The organism is Sphingomonas olei (genome assembly GCF_045369765.1).
Taxonomy (GTDB): Bacteria; Pseudomonadota; Alphaproteobacteria; order Sphingomonadales; family Sphingomonadaceae; genus Sphingomonas; species Sphingomonas panaciterrae.
On sequence record NZ_JBIQEU010000004.1, the window covers coordinates 13695 to 27746 of the forward strand.

General features: G+C 67.5%; 15 protein-coding genes and 1 tRNA gene. 6 read left to right on the forward strand and 10 right to left on the reverse strand.

Features of this window, described 5'->3' with window-relative positions; genetic code table 11:
* The first annotated feature begins 59 nt into the window (after window positions 1-59).
* Window positions 60-629, forward strand: coding sequence for a septal ring lytic transglycosylase RlpA family protein (locus ACH0BU_RS06360; protein WP_432430972.1), 570 nt, complete (start codon window positions 60-62; stop codon window positions 627-629).
* A 26-nt stretch (window positions 630-655) separates the two neighbouring features.
* On the opposite strand, the gene ACH0BU_RS06365 is transcribed toward ACH0BU_RS06360, so the two are convergent.
* The 4 genes from ACH0BU_RS06365 to cpdR all read right to left on the reverse strand — a co-directional run bounded on the left by ACH0BU_RS06365 (window position 656) and on the right by cpdR (window position 3759).
* The gene (locus ACH0BU_RS06365) at window positions 656-1258 is read right to left on the reverse strand and encodes an ankyrin repeat domain-containing protein (RefSeq protein ID WP_296222638.1); all 603 of its coding nucleotides are present in this window, start codon (window positions 1256-1258) and stop codon (window positions 656-658) included.
* Window positions 1259-1312: 54 nt separating this feature from the next.
* Entirely contained in the window at window positions 1313-2977 is a 1665-nt protein-coding gene (locus tag ACH0BU_RS06370) for a catalase (RefSeq protein ID WP_496002125.1), read from the reverse strand.
* A gap of 280 nt (window positions 2978-3257) precedes the next feature.
* Window positions 3258-3332, reverse strand: a tRNA-Val gene (locus ACH0BU_RS06375).
* A gap of 49 nt (window positions 3333-3381) precedes the next feature.
* Window positions 3382-3759 carry a cell cycle two-component system response regulator CpdR gene (cpdR, locus tag ACH0BU_RS06380; RefSeq protein ID WP_125945097.1) on the reverse strand — a complete coding sequence of 126 codons (378 nt, stop codon included), beginning with the start codon at window positions 3757-3759 and terminating at the stop codon, window positions 3382-3384.
* Window positions 3760-3880: 121 nt separating this feature from the next.
* Here cpdR and ACH0BU_RS06385 point away from each other — a divergent pair, with 121 nt between their 5' ends.
* Window positions 3881-4714 carry an N-formylglutamate amidohydrolase gene (locus ACH0BU_RS06385; RefSeq protein WP_046409034.1) on the forward strand — a complete coding sequence of 278 codons (834 nt, stop codon included), beginning with the start codon at window positions 3881-3883 and terminating at the stop codon, window positions 4712-4714.
* 252 nt (window positions 4715-4966) lie between these two features.
* Here ACH0BU_RS06385 and ACH0BU_RS06390 read toward each other — a convergent pair whose 3' ends face one another.
* Window positions 4967-5731, reverse strand: coding sequence for a SapC family protein (locus ACH0BU_RS06390; RefSeq protein ID WP_046409035.1), 765 nt, complete (start codon window positions 5729-5731; stop codon window positions 4967-4969).
* 54 nt (window positions 5732-5785) lie between these two features.
* Complete coding sequence (locus ACH0BU_RS06395; RefSeq protein ID WP_432430973.1) at window positions 5786-7258, reverse strand: FAD-binding oxidoreductase; 1473 nt, start codon at window positions 7256-7258, stop codon at window positions 5786-5788.
* Between the two features lie 41 nt (window positions 7259-7299).
* Here ACH0BU_RS06395 and ACH0BU_RS06400 point away from each other — a divergent pair, with 41 nt between their 5' ends.
* The 3 genes from ACH0BU_RS06400 (at window position 7300) to ACH0BU_RS06410 (ending at window position 9724) form a co-directional block, all read left to right on the forward strand.
* A complete protein-coding gene (locus ACH0BU_RS06400) occupies window positions 7300-7749 on the forward strand; it encodes a hypothetical protein (RefSeq protein WP_231621916.1) in 450 nt (149 codons plus the stop codon).
* A 103-nt stretch (window positions 7750-7852) separates the two neighbouring features.
* Window positions 7853-9250: a DEAD/DEAH box helicase gene (locus tag ACH0BU_RS06405; protein WP_296220575.1), complete on the forward strand. Its 1398-nt coding sequence runs from the start codon at window positions 7853-7855 to the stop codon at window positions 9248-9250.
* 39 nt (window positions 9251-9289) lie between these two features.
* Window positions 9290-9724, forward strand: coding sequence for an NUDIX domain-containing protein (locus ACH0BU_RS06410; RefSeq protein WP_296220576.1), 435 nt, complete (start codon window positions 9290-9292; stop codon window positions 9722-9724).
* A 36-nt stretch (window positions 9725-9760) separates the two neighbouring features.
* Here ACH0BU_RS06410 and ACH0BU_RS06415 read toward each other — a convergent pair whose 3' ends face one another.
* From ACH0BU_RS06415 to ACH0BU_RS06425, 3 genes are all read right to left on the reverse strand, one after another.
* Window positions 9761-10567, reverse strand: a complete 807-nt coding sequence (locus ACH0BU_RS06415; RefSeq protein WP_296220577.1) for an energy transducer TonB — start codon at window positions 10565-10567, stop codon at window positions 9761-9763.
* Window positions 10568-10630: 63 nt separating this feature from the next.
* Entirely contained in the window at window positions 10631-11236 is a 606-nt protein-coding gene (locus ACH0BU_RS06420; RefSeq protein ID WP_500263870.1) for a glutathione S-transferase family protein, read from the reverse strand.
* 30 nt (window positions 11237-11266) lie between these two features.
* Window positions 11267-12160 (reverse strand): dienelactone hydrolase family protein, encoded by an 894-nt coding sequence (locus tag ACH0BU_RS06425; RefSeq protein WP_314472419.1) that lies wholly within the window; start codon window positions 12158-12160, stop codon window positions 11267-11269.
* 131 nt (window positions 12161-12291) lie between these two features.
* Between ACH0BU_RS06425 and ACH0BU_RS06430 the strand changes: the two genes are divergently transcribed.
* Window positions 12292-13065, forward strand: a complete 774-nt coding sequence (locus ACH0BU_RS06430; protein ID WP_296220580.1) for a TspO-related membrane protein — start codon at window positions 12292-12294, stop codon at window positions 13063-13065.
* Between the two features lie 54 nt (window positions 13066-13119).
* On the opposite strand, the gene ACH0BU_RS06435 is transcribed toward ACH0BU_RS06430, so the two are convergent.
* A complete protein-coding gene (locus ACH0BU_RS06435; RefSeq protein WP_500263871.1) occupies window positions 13120-14019 on the reverse strand; it encodes a MipA/OmpV family protein in 900 nt (299 codons plus the stop codon).
* Between the last annotated feature and the right edge of the window lie 33 nt (window positions 14020-14052).

A 14052-nucleotide genomic window follows, 5' to 3' on the forward strand; every position in this document is an offset into this window, starting at 1 on the left:
GCAGAGGCTGGGCCGCGTCGTCTAAGCCGATCGCAATGGGTGGATTAGATAGAAGCGTGATGCGCCTGCCGCTGGTCGCCGTTCTGGCGCTTGCCCTGTCCGCCTGCGCCTCGCAGAAATTCCGTCCGGTCAGCGACACGCCCGTCAGGATCGGCAAGCCTTATACGGTGCGTGGCGTGACCTATACGCCGGCGCCTGATCCGAACTTCGACGTTCTGGGCTATGCCAGCTGGTACGGCTCGGAAAGCGGAAACCGGGTCGCGCTGGGCGAGCGGTTTCGCCCCAAATGGGTGACGGCGGCGCACCCGACCCTGCCGCTGCCAAGTTATGTCGAGGTGACGTCGCTGGAGACGGGGCGAACGATCGTCGTGCGCGTCAACGACCGTGGCCCCTTCGCCCGGGGGCGGGTGATCGACCTGTCGCGTGGGGCGGCCGAGCAACTGGGCGCGAAACGGGCCGGTATCATCCCGGTGCGCGTGCGGATCGTCGACCCGCCGGAGAAGGACCGCAAGCGGCTTCGTCGCGGGAAGCCGGCGCGGGAGCGCGAGCGCGTGTCGGATCAGGCACTGGCCAATCTGCGCGCGCAATTGGCCGCCGGCGTGCGGCAGGGGCTGGTTCAGGCGCCCTGAAGCGCGCAGGCGAACCGCGTGGCCGCTCAGGGCCTTTTGGGGGCTGCTTCGCGCGCCGCCGGACTGGCGAGCCGCTTGGTAACCATATCATTGCCCTGCGCGCGTGCGACCTCTGCAGCGGTTCGGCCTGACGCGTCGGCCAGCGCGGCATCGGCGCCAGCGGCGAGCAGCAGCTCGATCTGGCGGGTGCGATTGAACAGCGCGGCCATCATCAGCGCGGTCTGTCCGGCCTTGTTGCGCGCATTCACGTCGCAGCCGGCAGCGAGCAGGCGCTCGGCGATCGCATCCTCACCCTTGAAGGCGACGCCCATCAGCGCGGTATTCCCCTGGCCCGCGTCAGCCAGGCAGGCGTCGGCGCCGGCGGCGAGCAGGGCGTCGAGCGTGTCGCGATGCCCGGCGTAAGCGGCGAGGATCACGGGCGTGAACCCGCGGCGATCGCGGGCATTGGCGTCTGCACCGGCGGTGATCAGCGGGGCGATCAGATCGGTGCGGCCGAGCCGTGCGGCCTCGAACAGCAATTCCTGTCGGCGTTCCGGGGAGGGAAGCGCAGCGGCGGGAGCGGGCGGCGAGGAGGCGGCGCCCTGCGGGGTGGTCCCCGCCAGTAGCGCAGCCGCGATCAGCGAAATCATATTGGTGTTCCGAAAGAAAGGGGCCGCCCGCCGTGGCAGGCGGCCCGGAGGGTGTTAGTTGGTGGGCTGTTCGGGGTTGGCCGCCTGATATTCGGCGACCGCGCGCTTCACCTCGGCGAGCGGCACGTTGACGGCCTTCGCCATGCGCGTGCCGTAGTCCGGGTCGGCCTGGTAGAAATAGCTCACCATGATCGTGCGGGTACGGTCCGAGCGCACCTGCCCGAGATCGGCGGCAAGGTTGCGGATCAGGTCGGCCTTTTCCGCGGCCGGCAGCGAACGGTAGAAGATGCCGGCCTGCTTGAAGTTGTTGGTCTTCGCGATCGGCCGCGAATCCACCACCGCATTCACCGTGTAGGTCGAGTTGCGGAACGTGTCGGCCGTTTCCTTGGGCGCTGCGGCCGCCGGGAAATAATTGACGCTGCTGTCACGGCCTGACGCATTGAGCTGCCCATCCTGGTTGTTGTTCACGACCGCCACGCGCGGGCGATTGACCGGCAGCGACATGACATTCGCGCCAACGCGATAGCGCTGCGTATCGGCATAGGAGAACAGGCGGCCCTGAAGCATGCGATCGGGCGAGGGCTCGATCCCCGGGACCATGTTGGAGGGGGCAAAGGCGGACTGTTCGGTCCATTCGAAGAAATTGTCCGGCACCTTGTTGAGCGTCATCTCGCCGATCTTGCGGAACGGCACGCCCAGCCACTCCTTGGTGTCGTCGAAGGGATTATAGTCGAGCTTGGCAAACTCGCTTTCGGGCATGATCTGGATCATCAGATCCCAGCTCGGAAAATTGCCCTTGGCGATTTCCGCATAAAGATCATCGGTCAGATAGTTGAAGCCGGCCTTTACCGCGTCGTCCGCCTTGTAATTGTGGACGCCCTGGCGGCTGATCCAGCGGAACTTGGCGAAAACCGTCTCGCCCTTCGCATTGACCAGCTTGAACGCGTGCACGCCATTGCCGTCCATCGTGCGGTACGAGGCGGGCGTGCCCAGGTTGGAGAAGACCTGGGTGATCATGTTGGTCGCCTCGGGCGTGGCCGAGAAGAAGTCGAAGAAGCGGTTGGGATCCTGCTTGTTGAGCACGGGATCGGGCTTCAGCGAATGGATCATGTCCGGGAACTGGATCGCATCGCGGATGAAGAAGATGGGCAGGTTGTTGCCCACCAGGTCCCAATTGCCCTGATCGGTGTAGAATTTCGTCGCGAAGCCATGCGGGTCGCGGGCGAATTCAGGACTGTCCTTGCCGTGGATCACGGTGGAGAAGCGGACGAACACCGGCGTTTCCTTGCCCTGCGCGAAGAGCGATGCCTTGGTCAGGTCGGAAATGTCCGCGGTCGCCTTGAACACGCCATGGGCACCAGTGCCGCGGGCATGAACGACGCGCTCGGGCACGCGCTCACGATCGAAACGGGCAAGCTTTTCGATGAGGTGCGCGTCTTCCAGCAGGACCGGGCCGAAATCGCCGGCGGCCTTGGAATGACGATTCTCGCCGATCGGCGCGCCATTGTCGCGCGTGAACTGCATGGCGGGGCCGCGCGAGAGGTCGACGCGCGGCGGTGCAGCGCCCGGGGCCACCGGTGCCGGGCCGGTCTGCATCCGCGCGGCGGCCGACGCATCGGCATCGCTCACCGACTGTGCAATGGCGGGAAGAGGGAGCGCGACCCCTCCGAGGAGCAACGCGGCCGCGCGGAGCGCGCGCGCCTTCAAGCTGGCGTTCATCACATATCTCTTTGTTGTGCCGCGGCGCCGCGCGGCGAGGTGGGTTCCGGTCTCTGCCGGGTCACGTCCCACTAAGAGCAGTCGATTCCGCCACGAAACGAGATTGCCCGCTTACACAAATCGAACAATCTGATGATGAAGCCTAGGCGGTCCCACCGGCTCGGTGCCGTCGGATGCTGTTGAGGCGCGCTGATGCGCGACCCGGCGAGCCTGTTGAATGAGGCAAAAATGGGAAAATCAAAAAAGCCCTGCCAAGCGGATCGCCTGGCAGGGCTTTTTATGGTGGGCGTGGCAAGGATTGAACTTGCGACCCCTGCGATGTCAACACAGTGCTCTACCACTGAGCTACACGCCCACGGGGAGCGGCGCCATTAGCCGGGCTGCCGGGGGTGCGCAACCCCTGTTCAGCTCAAACCCTGAAATTCTCCCACTTCGAACATGCGATCGACCTCCATCACGAGATCGCGCAGGTGGAACGGCTTTGAGAGGACACGGGCCTGCGGCATTGCCTGGCCAGCCTTCAGCGTGACGGCGGCGAAGCCGGTGATGAACATGACGCGCAGCTTGGGGCGGATCTCCCCGGCTTTCTGCGCCAGTTCGATGCCATCCATTTCAGGCATGACGATATCGGTGAGGAGAAGGTCGAACTCCTCCTCCTCGATGAGCGGCAGCGCGGCCGTGCCGCGGTCCACCGCGGTGACCGCATATCCGGACTTTTCCAGCGCACGCGCCAGATATTCGCGCATGACCTGGTCGTCCTCGGCCAGCAAAATTCGGATCATTCGTGGGTTCCTGTGCTCAACCGGCAGCTTATGGGAAGATCGCTTAATATTTTCCAGACGCCCGTTGATCGCTGTGTGCCCGCATTGCGAGACGTGCCGCCTGCCCATAGGTTGGCGAGCGATGGACGCGTGCTTCATCTCATACGGTGACGTGCCGCCCGCCAGCCCGGTCGTGCTGTCGGTGCCGCACGCGGGGCGCTGCTATCCCGAGGGCGTGCGCGATTCGCTGCGGGTGCCGTTCGCGGCGCTGACGATGCTGGAAGACCGGCTGATCGATTCGGTGGCGATGGCCGCGCGTGGCGGCGAGACGACGCTGATCCAGCAGGCGGCGCGCGCGTGGATCGACCTGAACCGGGCGGAGGATGATCGCGACCCGATGCTCGACGATGGCGCACGTACCGGCCACCTGAGCGCCAAGGTACGCAGCGGGCTGGGGCTGGTGCCGCGGCGCACCACCGCGGCGGGGGAATTGTGGCGCAAGCGGCTGAGCGCCGACGACGTGATCGCGCGGATCAACGCGGCGCATCGTCCCTATCACGCGGCGCTGGCGGCGGCGTTGGCTGCCGCGCGTGCGCGTTTTGGCGTGGCGGTGTTGCTGGACCTTCATTCCATGCCGCCGATCCGTGGCAGCCGGACGCGGATCGTGATCGGGGACCGCTTCGGCCGATCGGCGGACAGCCGTTTCGTGAACCGGGTGGAGGCGGCGGTGGCAGCGGGGCACCTGCCGCAGGCGCTCAACGTCCCTTACGCCGGCGGATATATCCTGGAGCGGCACGGCGCGCCCGAGCAGGGCATTCACGCCATCCAGCTGGAGATCGATCGCTCCTTATACCTCGACAGCCGGATGGACGGCGCGGGGCCGGGACACGGGCGTATCGTGCAGCTAGTCCGCGAAATCCTCGACGCGCTGGCCGATGAGGCGATCGCTGGGCCCGAGCGGCTCGCCGCCGAATAAAAAAACCACCCCGGGCGGTGCCCGAGGTGGCCAAGGTTCAGGGAGGAGACACACCAGAAGGTGTGCCATACGGTTCCGCGAAAGGGGGGACACGGAAACCGTACCTTTATAACATAAGAGACCGGCAATCGGTTTCAAGAACCCTGGCTGATACGGCAAAAGGTGTCGCGCGATGCCCGCGCCCCAACGACAAACGGGCGCAGGATTGTCCCCGCGCCCGTCCGGTTCATTGGAGGCTTGCCGCGAGCGCGGTCAGAGCGTCGGCTGCGGCATCTTGCCCATCTGTACCTGGCGCGCGAACACTTCGCGCATCAGCGACAGCGAGAACAGGTGCGCATACAGCAGCGGCAGCATCCCGCTCTGCACCATCTTGCGCAGCTGGTCGCCGCGCAGGCCCTGCAGCTTCTCTTCGTTGACCATCTGGAAGCCGCGATACACGAACGGCTGCTCGAACCCTTCCTGCTGGATCGAGACTTCACCGTCCATCAGCAGTTCGGATTCGCGCAGCTCGTTCATGAACTGGGCGGTGCGGGCGCCGGCCTGTTCGAACTGCTCGTTGAAGGCCAGGATGTTCTTGGTCACGTCGCTCGGCTGGCCGTTCTCGAACAGCGGCTCGCCCTCATCGAACTGGCCGATCGTGTCCGACGTCGGGTCGAAGCAGAGCGACAGCTCCTCCGCGTCGGGACGCAGGCGGGCGAGGAGATAGGGATAGCGGCGGATGTAGGCGGGGACGTAGAAGGTGTTGTCGATCAGCTTGCCGTCGGCATCGACGAACACGTTCACGCCCTCGTTCAGGCCCATCAGCGCGATCGGGATCGAATCCTCGCCGGCGGAAAAGACGATCGGCATGTAACGCTGCACCAGCGCGAATTCATCGACCGTCACCGGGATGGCGTGCTGCGTCGTCAGGAACGGCGCGGTCGCGGCCGGGCGGATCTTGTAGTCGGCATGCAGGTCGCTCGAAAGCGGCTCGAGGCCGTTGTAGAAAAGCGGAAGCTGCTGCGGCGCGCTGGCCATGATTACTCTCCAGATGCGGGTGCGGGTACGACCCAAAAAGCTCGATTTCGGCCCCTATTCGGCCACCGCGCCGGGCGCAAGCGCCACCAGTTTGCCCGGGTTGAAGATGCCATGCGGATCAAGCGCCTGCTTGATCGCGCGCAGCATCGCCATGCGCGGCGGCGGCGACAGGCGTTCCAGTTCGGCAAGCTTCATCTGGCCGATACCATGTTCGGCGGAGATCGAGCCGCCCGCCGCGACCACGAGATCGTCGACGAAGCGGGTGACGACGGGTGCTTCCTCGGCCAGCCATGTTGCGCGATCGGCGCCCCGTGGCGCACGGACGTGGAAATGGACGTTGCCGTCGCCCAGGTGGCCGAAACCGCTGGCGCGGGTGCCGGGGAAGCGCGCTTCGCACGCCGCCGCCGCCTCGATCAGGAAGCGGGGCATGGCCTCCACCGGCACCGATATGTCGTGCTGCGCGGCTGGCCCGGTGGCGCGTTCGGCGTCCGAGATGGAATCGCGGATGCGCCAGAATGCCTCCGCCTGCGCCTCGTTCACGGCGATGGTCGCATCCTCGACCATGTTCTCGGCGATCGCCTGGACCAGCACGCGCTCGATGAACTGCGCAGGCGAGGGGGCGTCGGGATCGCTGATTACCGCTTCCACCAGCACGTGCCAGCGATGCTCGCCGGCAAGCGGCGCGCGGGCACCGGGAACATGCGCCAGTACTGCCGCAAGGGATTCGGCAGGCAAGAGCTCGAAGCTTTCGACCAGATCGCCCGCCGCCTGGAAGCGCCGCAAAAGGCGCAGCGCGTCGTCGGGGCTGGCAAGGCCGATCCAGCCGACCGCCCGGCTGGCAATTGCCGGGGCAAGGCGAAGCGTTGCGGCGGTGACGATGCCGAGCGTGCCCTCGGCGCCGATCAGCAGCTGGTTCGGATCATAGCCACGATTGTCCTTTTTCAACGCAGCGAGACCGTCATAAAGACTGCCATCCGCCAGCACCGCCTCCACCCCGGCCACAAGCCCGCGCATCGTGCCCCAGCGCAGCACCTGGGTACCCCCGGCGTTGGTGGAGACCAAGCCGCCGATCGTCGCGGAGCCGCGGCTGCCGAGGGTCAGCGGGAAGCGACGACCCACCGCTGCTGCCGCGGCATGGAGATCAGCGAGGATCACGCCAGCCTCGACGATCGCCAGCCCGGCATCGGCGTCGATCGAGCGAATCCGGTTGAGGCGCCGCAGCGACAGGATCGCCGCGGTGCCATCTGCGGGCGGGGTGGCGCCGCCCACCATCGAGGTGTTGCCGCCCTGCGGCACCAACGGCACCCGCTCACGGCCCGCCGCGGCGACGATCGCCTGCACCTGCGCCACGCTGTCAGGCGCAAACAGGATCGGCGCCGTGCCGTGCCACCGCTGCCGCCAGTCGGTTTCCCACGGTGCGATATCGGTACGATCAGTGACGATCGCGCGATCGGGCAGGGTATCGGCGAGCGATTGTATGAGGCGGGTCTGGCGCGGGGTCATCGCCGCTTCATCGCGCGAATTCATCAAGGGTTCAAACTTCGATGGGCAGCGACGGGGGCCTATCCATGCTGATCCGCGCCTGCCCCATGCTTCCGCTGCTCATGGCTGCGCCCCTGGCAATCGCTGCCGGGCCGGCGGACGAGCGCTATGCGCAGCTGTCGACTCGCGAGCGGATCATCATTCGCATCCCGCGGCTGCCCGGGCCGTCGCGGGCGCAGCGCGCCGCGCCGGTCACCTGGGAGGAGAAGAAGGCGCCCAAATGCGTGCCGATGGACCGGCTGGCGAGCGCCAGCATCTCCCCGGACGGCGACATCGACCTGATCGTCACCGACGGGCGCCGGCTGCGCGCCAAGCTCGACCGTGATTGCCCGACACTGAATTTCTACGGCGGCTTCTACCTGAAGCGTTCCAAGGACGGAAAGTTCTGCGCCCGGCGCGACGTGTTGCGCACCCGATCGGGCCGACAGTGTGAAATAAGTCGCTTTCGGCTGCTCATCCCGAAGAATCCGTCCTAAAAAGCGGCCTTGCGCACCGCTCTACCTTGACATCGAAGGCACAATCGCGTCTCGCCCGCACGATAAAAGGGCAGCATCGACGCGCCTTCTTTTCAGGATTGCCATGAGCTTCGCCGACCTCGGCTTGTCAGAAGAACTCCTCCGCGCCGTCGGCGATACGGGCTATACCGACCCGACTCCGATCCAGGCGTCCGCCATCCCCAGCGTGTTGATGATGCGCGACATCATCGGGATTGCGCAGACCGGCACCGGTAAGACCGCGTCGTTCGTGCTGCCGATGATCGACATTCTGGCACATGGCCGCGCGCGCGCGCTGATGCCGCGCAGCCTGATCCTGGAGCCGACGCGCGAGCTGGCCGCGCAGGTCGCCGAGAATTTCGAAATCTACGGCAAGTATCACAAGCTATCGATGGCGCTGCTGATCGGCGGCGTGCAGATGGGCGACCAGGTCAAGGCGCTGGAACGCGGCGTCGACGTGCTGATCGCGACGCCGGGCCGTTTGATGGACCTGTTCAGCCGCGGCAAGATCCTGCTCACCGGCTGCAGCATGCTGGTGATCGACGAGGCGGACCGGATGCTCGACATGGGGTTCATCCCCGATATCGAGGAAATCTGCACCAAATTGCCCAAGCAGCGCCAGACGTTGCTGTTTTCGGCAACGATGCCGCCGCCGATCAAGAAGCTGGCGGACAAGTTCCTCAGCAATCCCAAGACGATCGAGGTCGCCCGGCCGGCGAGCACCAACATCAACATCACCCAATGGGTGGTGCCGGTGAAGGGCGCGGCGTTCGAGAAAAGGGCGGTGCTTCGCCAGTTGCTGCGTGAAGAGGCCGTGACCACCGCGATCATCTTCTGCAACCGCAAGACGACCGTGCGGGAGCTGAACAAGAGCCTGAAGAAACACGGTTTTGCGGCGGGCGAAATCCATGGCGACATGGAACAGCCGGCGCGGATCGCGGAGCTGGAGCGGTTCAAGGCCGGCGATATCAATATCCTGGTCGCCTCCGACGTCGCGGCCCGCGGGCTGGACATCAAGGGTGTCAGCCACGTCTTCAACTTCGACGCGCCCTGGCATCCGGACGACTACGTCCACCGTATCGGGCGCACCGGGCGCGGTGGGGCGACGGGAATTGCCTATACGCTCGTTGGCCCGGACGACGCCGAGAATATCGAGAATATCGAGAAGCTTACCGGCCAGAAGATCCAGCGTCGCACCGTCGTGGTGGAGGCCGAGGAGCAGGGCCGCCCGCCGCGTGCGCGGCGCCAGGGCAGCGATCGCCGGCGCTACGAACGGCCGGTGCCAGAGCGCAAGGCGGAAGCGCCCGTCGCGCGCGCGCCGCAGCCGCCGCGCGAGCAGGAGCGCGAGCAGGAGCGCGCGCCCGAGCGCAGCCGCCGGGCGCAGCCGCAGCGTCAGGACAGCCGGATCGACAGCGATGCCGGAGCGGATACGGGGTGGAACGGCCCGGTTCCGGCCTTCCTGAGCGTGTCGCTCGGCTCCTGACCGATGGTGGCCTGGCGCTACCGGGCTGCCGGACGCGCCATGCGACTTTACGCACGGATCGTCCGCCCGCGAACCTTTGGCGTTCGCGCGCTGGTGCTTGACCCTGCCGGACGCGTGGCGCTGGTCCGCCATCATTATATCGACGGATGGTATCTGCCTGGCGGCGGGGTCGATCGCGGAGAGAGCGCCGATGCGGCGATCCGACGCGAGCTGATCGAGGAAGTCGGGCTGCGCGCGGTCACCATCGCGGGGCTGCTAGGAGTGTATCACAACCGCGGCGAAGCGAAGGACGATCATGTCGTCGTCTATCGCTGCGTGGTGGATGACCCCGCGGCGCTGCGTGCGGCGGACCGGCGCGAGATTGCGGAGGCAGGCTGGTTTGCGCTCGATGCGCTGCCCGACGGTACCTCCCCGGCGACGCGGCGGCGGATCGACGAGCATCGCGCAGGGGCGCATGGCGTCGGCCGCTGGTAGTAGCGTCGCGCGAACACCAGGCCGACCACTTCCCGGCTACCAGCGCAGGCGCCGGCGGCGGATGGTCTCCGTCTCCTCGACCGTGTCCGCCTCCACCTCCCAGCTATGGTTTTCGACGATCCAGGCGTTCACCGGGCGCCCGTCACCATCGAGCGAGGGGCGGAAGCGGAAGCGCTCGCGGATCAGGCGGCACGTGATCGCATCAACGGTGGCGTTGCCGCTGGACCGGGTGACCACACAGTCGCGCACGCGCCCGTCGGTGGTGACGAGGTAGCGCACCCCGACTGTGCCATTGAACCCCGAGACGAACAGCGCCTCCGGCAGGTCGGACGTACTCATCCGGCCGCGCAGGAAGCGGGGCGCGGTTTCCGGCGATCCGCCGCCGCTGCCATCGCCATCGCCCGCCCCGCCGCTGCCAAATCCGTCGCCGCTGCCCCCGGCCCCCGTGCCAGGGCCACGCACGTCGGCCGAGCCGGACATGAAATCATTGGCCACATAGGGCCGCGGGGCGGCGACCACGGGCGGCGGCGGCGGGGGTGTCACGACGATCGGCGTCGGGGCAGCGACGGGTGCGGCGCGGCTGCGCAGGTTGGGCGCGGAGGCGCGGCCCTCCGGACGGGCGACCGTCGGGCGCGGCGGCGGGGGCACAGGTGGCGGCGGTGGTGGTGGCGGCGTCGGTTCGGCGGTGAACAGCTTCAGCCCATTCTCGACGGCTGTCGGGAACGACACGGCGAGGCCAGTGATCAGCGCATAGCCGAGCGCGAGTTGCACGATGATCGCGGCGCCCGCGCCAATCACGCGCTCCCGCGTCAGCCGCTGCCGATCGATCGTGCCATAGGCCATGCGCGGCACAACGCACGGGATCGCTGAACGGCTGCTGGCTCAGTCGCCGGAGTGCGGCGCGATCTATGCCGCGAGCGCATCGTCGAGCGCCCGCGCGCGGATTGCGGCGGGACGCGCCATTACCCGATCGAGGTAGCGGGTGAACGCGGGGTCATCAGGCAGCGCCCCGGTCTGCCGCCCCCAGTCGATATGGCTGCCGACATAGACATCGGCGGCGGTGAAGCGATCGCCGGCGATATAATCATGCGCGCCGACGGCGGTGCGCAGCGCGCTCACCACCCGGTCGATGCTGCCATAGCCGAGCATGACCTGCTGCTGCGGTGTGGGGACCACGCCCATGGCGAGATTGGTGCTGGCTGCCTCCAGCGGGCCAGCGGCGAAGAATAGCCAGCGGTAATAATCGGCCCGTTCCTCCGCCGTGGGGGCAAGGCCGGCGGCGGGGAAGCTGTCGGCGAGATAGGCGATGATCGCCGCCGCCTCGCTGACCACGCGGCCGTGGTGAACGAGCGTCGGCACCTTTCCCATCGGATTGGCGGCGAGGAAATCGGCGGGCTTGTCCCCCCAGTCGACCAGCCGCACCGCATAGGGTGTGCCGACCTCCTCCAGCATCCAGCGGGCGATGCGCCCGCGCGACATGGGATTGGTGTAGAAGATCAGATCATCGGCCATCGTGTCTGCTCCCCGTGAGATTGGCGGGCGTCAGCGATCCAGATAGCGGTGGAGAAAGGCGGTGCTGCGCTGCCAGGCGAGATCGGCCGCCGCCTTGTCGTAGCGCGCGGCGGAGGTGTCGTTATTGAAGGCGTGATCGACGCCGGGATAGGTGAAGGCCTGTACCGGCTTGCCCGCTGCCTTCAGCGCCGCAACCCAGGGATCGCCGGTCTGCGCGACACGGGTGTCCTTTTCCGCATAATGGAACATCAGCGGGATGGTGACGCGCGCCGCCTCGGCCGGGGCTGGGGCGGGGCCGTAGTAAGAGACGCCGGCGTCGATCCCCCCGGCCAGCGCCATGCGGTTGACGAACGCGCCGCCCCAGCAAAAGCCGATCATGCCGACCTTGCCCGTCGATTGCGGCAGGGTGCGCAGCTCATCGGCAAAGCCGCGCGCCTGCGCCAGCGCCAGATCATAATCGACCGTGCCGATCATCTCGCGCGCCTTGTCCTCATCAGCGGGCGTTCCGCCCTGCGGCGCGAGCAGATCGGGCGCGACGCCGAGGAAGCCGTCAAGCGCGAGCCGGCGGGTGACATCCTGGATGTGCGGCGTGAGCCCGCGATTTTCATGAATCACCAGAACCACGCCGCGCTTCGCCGCGGCAGGCCTTCCGGTGGCTGGGTCCTTCAGCATGGCGACATAGGCTCGGGCCGGCTTGTCAGCCTGCGTCCCCATGCGCATCTCGGTCAGCAGGCGCGGATCGGCCGGGTCGATGATCGTTGCGGCCGCGGGTGAGGCGGCGATGCCGGCAATCAGCGCCTCGGCCGCGACGGCGGAGCCGGCCAGCGCGGTCATCTGGCGCAGCAAGGTGCGCCGATCGCGATGCTCATGGGTGAAGGCGTCATAGAGCTGGACGGCGCGGTCGCGAAGGGACGGATCGGTCATGGCTTTCCCCCGAATCGGCGCCGGTAGGCGCGACGCCGCAGGCTAGCGGGAAGCGGCAGTCGAGGCGAGCGCGCGCCGGGCGTCATCGAATCGGACGTGCAACGAGTTTGGGCCGGGATCGTTACGGCGACATGGCTACCCGTTCTCATCCCGGTGCCGGAAGCACCGTCAACACGGCCGTGATCGCCGTCCTGATCGCCGCCGCGCTGCAGATCCTGACACCGGTGATGCCGGCGCTCGGCATTGGCGAGCCGATCGGATCGCAATCGGATTCGGTGCGAACGATCATCACGCCAGCGGGCTGGGCGTTCTCGATCTGGGGTGCGCTCTATACCGGGTCGACGCTGTTCGCGATTTACCAGGCGCTGCCGGCGCAGCGAAACAATCCGCTGATCGAGCGGCTGCGCTGGCCGGCGGCGGGCGCGTTCCTCGGCAATGCGCTCTGGGCGGCCTATACGCAGGTGTTCGGCCTGAGCGCGATTTCGGTGGTGATCATCGGCGCGACGCTTTTGTGTCTCCTGGTCTGCTATCGCACATTGTCCTCTGCCCGGCAGCTGACCACGGGTGAGCGCTGGCTGGCGTATCTGCCGCTGTGCGCGCTGGCCGCGTGGCTGACGGTGGCGACGACCGTGAACATCGCCGCCGCGCTGCGCTACCATGGAGTCGAAGCAGGCGAATCGGCATCGGTGATCGGCGCGATCATCGTAGTGGTGGCGGGCGCAATCGGCGCGACGGCGCTGGTGCGCGGGCGCGGCAACCTGCCCTATGCCGCGGTGTTCCTGTGGGCGCTGGCGGCGATCTTTGCCGCTGGCGGGCAGCAATCCTCGCTGGTGGCCGGCGGTGTCGCGGTGGCGGCCGTCCTGATCATCGGCGGGGCGATCGCGGGCGCACGGCGCGCCCGCTGATCGCCGCCCTCGTCACGGGAGGCTCATCACAGGCCGCTCATCACAGGCCGCTCATCACAGTCCGAAGCGGAAGCCGTAACCAAGCCCTAGCGTGAACTGCATCCGCCGCCCGCGCTCGCGCACCAGCGGGGAATCGCCGGGTTCGCCGCCGAGCCGGTCGAGGCCGCTGAACAGCGTCAGCACGCTGCGCCGATCGAGCGGGTGGACGACCGAGCTGCCGACGCCGAACAACAAGAGCCCGCCACCCGGCCGATAGGGCGCCAGGCCGGAACGCTGCGACTGCGCCGGATCGATCCCGAAATAGGTGCGCATGTAATCCGCGCTGGCGACCGTCGCGCGCGGGCCGAAGCTGATGCTCGTGCGGCCGAGGCGTGCCTGATAGGCGATCGAGCCGTCGACGAGCACGCCTTCGTGCCCGCCAAAGCCGCGTCGTGCCTCCAGCCGGCCGCGCCACGGACCGACGCGCTTTTCGGCAAAGGCGCCGACTTCGGCCGCCGCGCTCACGTCGCCAAGGCCCAGCAGGGCGTCGCTGCCGCCGGTGATGAGGAAGGGCGATCCGCCGCGTTCCTCGTCGCGACCGAAGCGGATCTTGGCCAGCGGGCCAGCGCGCCAGCCGTCGGTGTTGATCGCATTCCAGCCCAGTCCCTCGGGGATCGAGGCGAAGATCACGTCCTTGTAGTTGAAGCGGAGGTCCGGGAAGAGCGACAGCGCCGTGTCGCGCGAGCCCTGCCAGACGGGGCTGAGCACCGGGGCGACGCCGATCGTTATGCTCCAGCCGTCGGCGCCGGGCAGGGCAGGCGGCCGGCCGGGGGGTGGGCCGCCCGGCGGCGTGTTCAGCGGCGGCGCCTCGACGATGGGTGGTGTCTGCACCGGCGCCTGGGCCTGAACGACCGCGGGAAGAGCAAAGGCGGTGGCGCCAAGGGCAAGCGCCGCGGCGGCGGGGAATGAGCGCATCAGCAATCCTCTCGCTGGCCGAGCGCCCGCGCC

What these genes read in the sequence shown, in the direction of transcription:
- ACH0BU_RS06360 (WP_432430972.1), top strand. Translation starts at nt 60, where the DNA reads ATGCGCCTGCCGCTGGTCGCCGTTCTGGCGCTTGCCCTGTCCGCCTGC.
- ACH0BU_RS06365 (WP_296222638.1), bottom strand. Translation starts at nt 1,258, where the DNA reads ATGATTTCGCTGATCGCGGCTGCGCTACTGGCGGGGACCACCCCGCAG.
- ACH0BU_RS06370 (WP_496002125.1), bottom strand. Translation starts at nt 2,977, where the DNA reads ATGAACGCCAGCTTGAAGGCGCGCGCGCTCCGCGCGGCCGCGTTGCTC.
- cpdR (WP_125945097.1), bottom strand. Translation starts at nt 3,759, where the DNA reads ATGATCCGAATTTTGCTGGCCGAGGACGACCAGGTCATGCGCGAATAT.
- ACH0BU_RS06385 (WP_046409034.1), top strand. Translation starts at nt 3,881, where the DNA reads ATGGACGCGTGCTTCATCTCATACGGTGACGTGCCGCCCGCCAGCCCG.
- ACH0BU_RS06390 (WP_046409035.1), bottom strand. Translation starts at nt 5,731, where the DNA reads ATGGCCAGCGCGCCGCAGCAGCTTCCGCTTTTCTACAACGGCCTCGAG.
- ACH0BU_RS06395 (WP_432430973.1), bottom strand. Translation starts at nt 7,258, where the DNA reads ATGAATTCGCGCGATGAAGCGGCGATGACCCCGCGCCAGACCCGCCTC.
- ACH0BU_RS06400 (WP_231621916.1), top strand. Translation starts at nt 7,300, where the DNA reads ATGCTGATCCGCGCCTGCCCCATGCTTCCGCTGCTCATGGCTGCGCCC.
- ACH0BU_RS06405 (WP_296220575.1), top strand. Translation starts at nt 7,853, where the DNA reads ATGAGCTTCGCCGACCTCGGCTTGTCAGAAGAACTCCTCCGCGCCGTC.
- ACH0BU_RS06410 (WP_296220576.1), top strand. Translation starts at nt 9,290, where the DNA reads ATGCGACTTTACGCACGGATCGTCCGCCCGCGAACCTTTGGCGTTCGC.
- ACH0BU_RS06415 (WP_296220577.1), bottom strand. Translation starts at nt 10,567, where the DNA reads ATGGCCTATGGCACGATCGATCGGCAGCGGCTGACGCGGGAGCGCGTG.
- ACH0BU_RS06420 (WP_500263870.1), bottom strand. Translation starts at nt 11,236, where the DNA reads ATGGCCGATGATCTGATCTTCTACACCAATCCCATGTCGCGCGGGCGC.
- ACH0BU_RS06425 (WP_314472419.1), bottom strand. Translation starts at nt 12,160, where the DNA reads ATGACCGATCCGTCCCTTCGCGACCGCGCCGTCCAGCTCTATGACGCC.
- ACH0BU_RS06430 (WP_296220580.1), top strand. Translation starts at nt 12,292, where the DNA reads ATGGCTACCCGTTCTCATCCCGGTGCCGGAAGCACCGTCAACACGGCC.
- ACH0BU_RS06435 (WP_500263871.1), bottom strand. Translation starts at nt 14,019, where the DNA reads ATGCGCTCATTCCCCGCCGCCGCGGCGCTTGCCCTTGGCGCCACCGCC.